At 61.8% G+C, this 6907-nt stretch carries 6 protein-coding genes; 3 read left to right on the top strand and 3 right to left on the bottom strand.

Annotation, left to right across the window (positions count from 1 at the left end):
• On the bottom strand, window positions 1-705 hold a 705-nt coding region (locus ACTNBU_RS03305), incomplete at its 3' end, for a Glu/Leu/Phe/Val dehydrogenase dimerization domain-containing protein (protein WP_441030703.1).
• A gap of 302 nt (window positions 706-1007) precedes the next feature.
• Between ACTNBU_RS03305 and scfA the strand changes: the two genes are divergently transcribed.
• The 3 genes from scfA to ACTNBU_RS03290 all read left to right on the top strand — a co-directional run bounded on the left by scfA (window position 1008) and on the right by ACTNBU_RS03290 (window position 4072).
• A complete protein-coding gene (gene scfA, locus ACTNBU_RS03300; RefSeq protein WP_441030701.1) occupies window positions 1008-1154 on the top strand; it encodes a six-cysteine ranthipeptide SCIFF in 147 nt (48 codons plus the stop codon).
• A 148-nt stretch (window positions 1155-1302) separates the two neighbouring features.
• Window positions 1303-2682 carry a thioether cross-link-forming SCIFF peptide maturase gene (scfB, locus tag ACTNBU_RS03295; RefSeq protein ID WP_441030699.1) on the top strand — a complete coding sequence of 460 codons (1380 nt, stop codon included), beginning with the start codon at window positions 1303-1305 and terminating at the stop codon, window positions 2680-2682.
• 34 nt (window positions 2683-2716) lie between these two features.
• The gene (locus tag ACTNBU_RS03290; RefSeq protein ID WP_441030697.1) at window positions 2717-4072 is read left to right on the top strand and encodes an amino acid decarboxylase; all 1356 of its coding nucleotides are present in this window, start codon (window positions 2717-2719) and stop codon (window positions 4070-4072) included.
• A 386-nt stretch (window positions 4073-4458) separates the two neighbouring features.
• Here ACTNBU_RS03290 and ACTNBU_RS03285 read toward each other — a convergent pair whose 3' ends face one another.
• The gene (locus ACTNBU_RS03285) at window positions 4459-5055 is read right to left on the bottom strand and encodes an AAA family ATPase (RefSeq protein WP_441030695.1); all 597 of its coding nucleotides are present in this window, start codon (window positions 5053-5055) and stop codon (window positions 4459-4461) included.
• A gap of 31 nt (window positions 5056-5086) precedes the next feature.
• Window positions 5087-6460, bottom strand: coding sequence for an SLC13 family permease (locus ACTNBU_RS03280; protein ID WP_441030693.1), 1374 nt, complete (start codon window positions 6458-6460; stop codon window positions 5087-5089).
• Window positions 6461-6907 lie beyond the last annotated feature (447 nt).

Raw genomic sequence — 6907 nt, 5'->3', positions numbered from 1 at the left:
GGCGATGCGCTTGCCCTCGATGGACTCGCCGTCGTGAGCCAGAGCCTCGACCAGATAATACACAGCGCCGTAGCCGGTGGCCTCGGGACGCAGGATGGAACCGCCGGTGGTAACAGCCTTGCCGGACAGAGCGCCGAACTCGGCAGCGCCAACCAGACGGCGATACTGGCCGTACATGTAGCCGATCTCACGGCCGCCGCAGCCCAGGTCGCCGGCGGGGCAGTCGATGTCCTGGCCGATGTGGCGATACAGCTCGCTGATGAAGGCCTGGCAGAAGCGCATGATCTCAGCGTCGGACTTGCCGCGGGGATCGAAGTCGGAGCCGCCCTTGGCGCCGCCGATGGGCAGACCGGTCATGGCGTCCTTGAAGACCTGCTCGAAGCCCAGGAACTTGATGATGGACAGGTTGACGGAGGGGTCAAAGCGGATGCCGCCCTTGTAGGGGCCCAGGGCCGCGTTGTACTGCACGCGGTAGCCGCGGTTGACATGCCAGACATGATTGTCGTCTTCCCAGGTCACGCGGAACTCGATGACGCGCTCGGGCTCCACCATGCGCTCCAGCAGGCAGGCCTTCTCATACTCGGGGTGGGCGTTGATGACGGGCTCCAGGGAGCTGAGGACTTCCTCAACAGTCTGCAGGAACTCGGGCTCGTTGGCGTTCTTGGCCTTGGTCTCAGCCAGAACTCTTTCCAGATAAGCATTCATAATAGTATCCTCCTCAACGATCATGAATTTTTGTTCATACTGAACAAGTTTTCCGTGCCTCGCTATCCTCAATTTAGCACAACTCGATGATTTTCACAAGTGAAATTCTCGCATGTCAAACATTCCGTTTTGGTCATGAGGACCCTCGAAAACCGGCCCTTTCCGTCGGTTTCCGCCGGAAAGACCCCATCCACGGCCGGGAAACGGCGGCCCTCTTGACATTCTACCGCCGCCATGCTATATTTTTCAGTATCAAACATTGCTCCGGGCATTCCGGGGCAGCCAGGATAGGAGATCATATTATGGATAGAATCATCACTCTGGAGACCCGGAACCTCTGCGAGAGCGCCAAGAACGGCGGCTGCGGCGAGTGCCAGACTTCCTGCCAGTCTGCCTGCAAGACCAGCTGCGGCATCGCCAACCAGAAGTGCGAGAACGCGGATAAGTGATTTCGAGTGTTCTGAAAAGTGCCGCCCGCGGGCGGCACTTTTTCTGCCCGAACGGCGCCGTCTTCCGCCGCCGGGGATCTTCTATACAATTAAAATAATGTAAACCAATCAAACGAGTACGCGCGGCCTGCGCGAACGGAGGATTTCTATGATTCATCAATACAAGCTGGGCGGATACAACATCGTGCTGGACACCTGCTCCGGCTCCGTCCATGCCGTGGACGAGGTGGCCTACGACATCATCGCCCTGTTCCCGGACCACACGGAGGAGGAGATCACCGCCGCCATGCTGGACAAGTACGGTGCCCGCCCCGACGTGACGGAGGAGGACATCCATCAGTGCATCGCCGACGTCCGGTCCCTGAAGGACGCCGGGAAGCTGTTCACGCCGGACACCTTTGCCCCCCTGGCGGAGACCTTCAAGGAGCGGTCCGGCGGGGTCATCAAGGCTCTGTGCCTCCACGTGGCCCACACCTGCAACCTCAACTGCTCCTACTGCTTCGCCAGCCAGGGCAAGTACCACGGGGAGCGGGCCGTCATGTCCTACGAGGTAGGCAAGCGGGCCCTGGACTTCCTGATGGAGCACTCCGGCACCCGGCACAATCTGGAGGTGGATTTCTTCGGCGGCGAGCCGCTGATGAACTGGGACGTGGTGAAGGACCTGGTGCGCTACGCCCGCAGCGTGGAGAAGGAACACGGCAAAAACTTCCGCTTCACCCTCACCACTAACGGCATGCTCATCGACGACGATGTCATCGACTTCGCCAATCGGGAGATGAGCAACGTGGTGCTGTCCCTGGACGGCCGGAAGGAGATCCACGACCGCCTGCGGGTGGACTACGCCGGCAACGGCAGCTGGGACCGCATCGTGCCCAAGTTCCAGAAGCTGGTCCAGGCCCGGGGAGGCAAAAACTACTACATGCGGGGCACCTTCACCCACGCCAATCCGGACTTCCTGAAGGACATCCAGTGCATGCTGGACCTGGGCTTCACAGAGCTGAGCATGGAGCCGGTGGTCTGTGCCCTCGGAGATCCGGCGGCCCTCACCGAGGAGGACCGGAAGATCGTCATGGAGCAGTATGAGGAGCTGGCGGCGCTGATGCTCCGGCGGGAGAAGGAGGGCCGTCCCTTCACCTTCTACCACTACATGATCGACCTCACCGGCGGACCCTGCGTCTACAAGCGCATCTCCGGCTGCGGCTCCGGCACGGAGTACATGGCCGTCACCCCCTGGGGCGATCTGTATCCCTGCCACCAGTTCGTGGGCGAGGAGAAGTTCAAATTGGGCGACATCTGGAACGGTGTCTCCAACACCGCCGCCCAGAAGGAGTTCCGGTCCTGCAACGCCTACGCCCGGCCTGAATGCGCGGACTGCTGGGCCAAGCTGTACTGCTCCGGCGGCTGCGCCGCCAACGCCTACCACGCCTCCGGCACCATCCGGGGCATCTACGAGCCGGGCTGCGAGCTGTTCCGGAAGCGCATCGAGTGCGCCATCATGGTGAAGGTGGCGGAGCAGCTGGGCAAATAAACCGTCCGGCGGGACAGAAAGGCGGCGAACGAGAATGAATACACCCATCGCGGATTTCGTCCGCCGCTACGCGGACAGCGGCACCCTCCGGGCCCATATGCCCGGCCACAAGGGCGTGGGTCCCCTGGGCTGCGAGGCCCTGGACATCACGGAGATCCGTGGGGCGGACGAGCTGTACGAGCCGTCCGGCATCATCGCGGACAGCGAGAAGAACGCCTCCGCCCTGTTCGGTGCCGCCGCCACGTTCTACTCCACCGAGGGCTCCAGCCAGTGCATCCGGGCCATGCTGGCCCTGGCGCTGTACCGCTGGCGGGCCCGGGGCGGCACCGGCCGTCCGGTGATCCTGGCCGCCCGGAATGCCCACAAGGCCTTCCTGCTGGCGGCGGCTCTGCTGGACTTCGACATCCGCTGGTTGTGGCCGGAGACAGAGGATTTCTCCCTGTGCCGGTGCCCCATTGGCCCGGAACAGGTCCGGACGGCCCTGGACGGCATGGACCCGCCTCCCGCGGCGGTGTACGTCACCTCGCCGGACTATCTGGGGGGAATGCTGGACGTCTCCGGTATCGCGGCCGCCGCCCATGAGCGGGACGTGCCCCTGCTGGTGGACAACGCCCACGGGGCGTATCTCCGGTTCCTGCCGGGGACCCGCCATCCCATGGAGCTGGGGGCCGACGCCTGCTGCGACTCTGCCCACAAGACCCTGCCGGTGCTCACCGGCGGGGCGTATCTCCACATCGGACCATCCGCTCCACCGGGCTTCGTGAAAAACGCCAAAAGCGCCCTGGCGCTGTTCGGCTCCACCAGCCCGTCCTATCTGATCCTGGAGTCCCTGGACCTGTGCAACGATGCCCTGGCTGGGGACCTGCCCCGCCGCATGGCGGACTGCGCCGCCCGGCTGGAGGAACTGCGGGCAGTCCTGCGCCGCCGGGGCTGGCAGGTGGAGGACACGGACCCGCTGAAGCTTACCGTCGCCGCCGCTGCCAGCGGCTGGACGGGGCCAGAGTTGGCGGACGCCCTGCGGCAGCGGGGCATCGAGTGCGAGTACGCGGACCCGGATTTTCTGGTACTGATGATAACAAATGGTAATACAGAATCAGATTTCTCCCGACTGGAATCTACTTTTTCCGCCATGGATCCCCGGAAGCCGCTGGAACGGCCGAAACTCACCATGGCCCCGCCGGTGACGGCGCGTTCCATCCGGGAGGCGGTGCTGTCCCCCTGGGAGACGGTGGCCGCGGAACAGGCGGCGGGCCGGGTGCTGGCGGCGCCTGCGGTGTCCTGTCCGCCGGCGGTGCCGCCGGTGGTAAGCGGCGAGGTCATCGCCCCGGACGCCCTGGCGGTGTTCCGGCACTACGGCATTTCCACGGTGCAGGTGGTAAAGGAAAAGTGATTGACAGAAATTGATCGCAGAAGAGCGTATCCCGTATTGCCTATCTCCCAGCACCCTCCGAGAGGGAAGAACAGCAGACAAGCCCCCGCGCGAACTCCGGCGGGCGCTTGCGGTTTTGGAAAGACCTTCTTTGAATGGGAAACGATTTCAAAAAAGCGGGGGGAGTTCGAGGGGGCAAAGCCCGCCTCGAATCAGATCGAATGCCTGCAAAAAGCCTGCGTTAGCAGGCGTTTGCACCGCGAGGCGGCAGCTTTTCGGCTCACTGCGCGGGCAGAAAAGCGAGGCATTGTGAAGACTGCCGCAAAAGTCCGCCCCGGACTTTTGCGGCAGTCTGAAACGCCCGCCGGATCTCCGGCGGGCGCTTGCGGTATTCTGCCGAACGGACGTCACTGCTCCATGAACGCCCGGATATACTGCACCAGGACCTCCACGGTCTGGGGGATTCCCAGCTTGTCGCTGTTGACGGTCAGGTCGTAGCCCCGGGCGTCGCCCCACTTGCAGTCGCAGTAGTAGTTGTGATAGGCCTTCCGCCGCCGGTCCGTCTCCCGGATCAGCTGGACGGCGTCCTTCTCGGAGACGCGGTCGTTGGCCGCCACCCGGCGGATCTTGTCGTGCATCTCTCCCCGGATGAAGAAGCGGAGGTAGTTGGGATTGCCCCGCAGCACCTGCTCTGCGCAGCGGCCCACGATGACGAAGGACTCGCCGCTGTCCGCCTGGGACTGGATGAACTCGAAGGTCTTCTCCGCCACGTTGAACTCCAGAGAGTTGGAGAAGCCGCCGATGCGCCGGGAGGAGAACAGATTCACGGGCTTCTCGTCCATTTTGGCCACCAACTCCCGGCTGTAGCCGCTGGAGTTGACGATCTCCTCCAGGATCTCCTTGTCGTAGAGACGGATGTTCAGCCGCTCAGCGATCATCTGGGCGATGACATGGCCGCCGCTGCCGTGTTCCCGGCCGATGGAAATGAGAATCTGTGTCTTCAAATGGCTCTCCCCCTTGCAATCAGAATCGGAATTACAGATATCGGATGAACAGACAGACTGTGGAAATGGCCATGACCAGAATGGTGGCGGGGACGCAGTAGCGGCAGTAGCCGCCCCAGCCGATGGGATAGCCGCCCTTGGCGGAGACGGAGGTGCCCACCACGTTGGCGGAGGCGCCGATGGGTGTGGCGTTGCCGCCCAGATCCGTGCCCAGGGAAAGCGCCCAGGCCAGAACGTGGAGGTTGATCCCCTGGGTGGCGGCGATGGTGTGGATCACCGGGATCAGCGTGGCGGCAAAGGGAATGTTGTCGATAAAGGCGCTAGCGATGCCGGACAGCCACAGGATGATGACCACGATGGCAGTGACGCTGCCGCCGCTGATCCGGGTGATGAACCCGGCGATGAGGTCCAGCACGCCGGTCTGCTCCAGGCCGCCCACGGAGACGAACAGCCCTAGGAAGAACAGCAGTGTTTTGTAGTCGATGCTCCGCAGCACCTCCCGCACGGTTTTCCGGTCTGTGGTGAGGGCGGTGGAGAGCAGGGTCAGGGCCGTCACAATGACGCCGATGGAGGCCACGGACAGCTTCGTCTGGGCATGGGTCACCAGCAGCGCCACGGCGATGAGGAACACGGCGGTGCCGCCGCAGAAGGCTTTCTTATTGGTGATGGCGCTGGAGGGCAGGGGACAGACCACGTCCCCGGACCGGGCCAGCTCCTGGGCGTGTAGCTCCTTCCGGAAGCACAGCCAGAAGTACAGCGCCGCCGCCACGAAGCAGATGGCGATGATCTCGCCGGTGTTGACGATGAAGTCCCAGAAGGTGTAGCCCAGAGATGTACCGATGATGATGTTGGGCGGGTCGCCGCACATGGTGGCCGCGCCGCCCAGATTGGCGCAGAAGATCTCGGAGATGACCATGGGGAGGGGATTGAACTCCAGGATCCGGGCCAGCTCCAGGGTGACGGTGGTCAGGAACAGCACCACGGTGATGCTGTCGATGAACATGGACAGGATGGCCGACATGCACATGAAGCAGACCAGCAGCGGCACCACATGATAGCGTACCAGCTTCGCCAGGGACAGACACAGCCAGCGGAAAAAGCCCGCCGTGCCCAAGCCCGCCACCATGACCATCATGCCCGCAATGAAGATCAGCGTGGACCAGTTGATACCCGAAGTGTTCTCACTGGATTCGCCGTACCAGAAGCCGGCGGTGAAGACGGAATGGACGTTCAGCGTCTCCTGCAAGGCCCGTCCAGCGTCGGCGCTGTCCATGCAGACGCCGAACACCACCAGCAGTACCAGAGCGCCGCTGACCAGCGTCACCATATGGCGTTCGAACTTATCCAGAATAATCATCAGAAACATGCCGACAAAAATGATGATAGACAGGATCTGTGCAGTCATTTCGATCATTCCTCCTGAAAGCGTCAGGGGAAACGCCGAAAATGAACGCCGGTGCTTACCCCTGATGATATAAGTTATTTCCCCGCTTGTCAACCGGTGCAGGACAAAAGAAACACAGAACTATTCTGAAAAGTCATCACTAAAATGAAAAATCTTCTATAATGGAATATGTTCTTGCGAAAGTTATAATAGTCCGCTTCCGGTGAATTTTCAAGTATATAAATTGGTGCTTTTTGCTAAGGATTTGTTAATCATTTTTGAACGGGGGAAAGGTGGGGCGGAGGATGGAGCACATGGCAGGATATGACGCGGACGGAGAAACATGCAGCGGCCCGCCGCTGGAAATTCTGCGGTTTCCGGGCCAGATCGGGCTTGCGTTTGTCGAAAAACTTCCTATAATGGAGAGGAGACGGCGGGAGAAGCCGGTATTTTAAAGAGAATTGCGGG

Source organism: Dysosmobacter sp. HCP28S3_G4 (genome assembly GCF_052065175.1).
Taxonomy (GTDB): Bacteria; Bacillota; Clostridia; order Oscillospirales; family Oscillospiraceae; genus Oscillibacter.
The sequence above is the reverse complement of the archived record's forward strand: the minus strand, read 5'-3'. Positions and strand labels throughout refer to the sequence as shown.

Bases quoted from the DNA above. Each gene is read 5' to 3' on its own strand.
- scfB (WP_441030699.1), top strand. From the start codon at position 1,303: ATGATTCATCAATACAAGCTGGGCGGATACAACATCGTGCTGGACACC.
- ACTNBU_RS03280 (WP_441030693.1), bottom strand. From the start codon at position 6,460: ATGACTGCACAGATCCTGTCTATCATCATTTTTGTCGGCATGTTTCTG.
- scfA (WP_441030701.1), top strand. From the start codon at position 1,008: ATGGATAGAATCATCACTCTGGAGACCCGGAACCTCTGCGAGAGCGCC.
- ACTNBU_RS03290 (WP_441030697.1), top strand. From the start codon at position 2,717: ATGAATACACCCATCGCGGATTTCGTCCGCCGCTACGCGGACAGCGGC.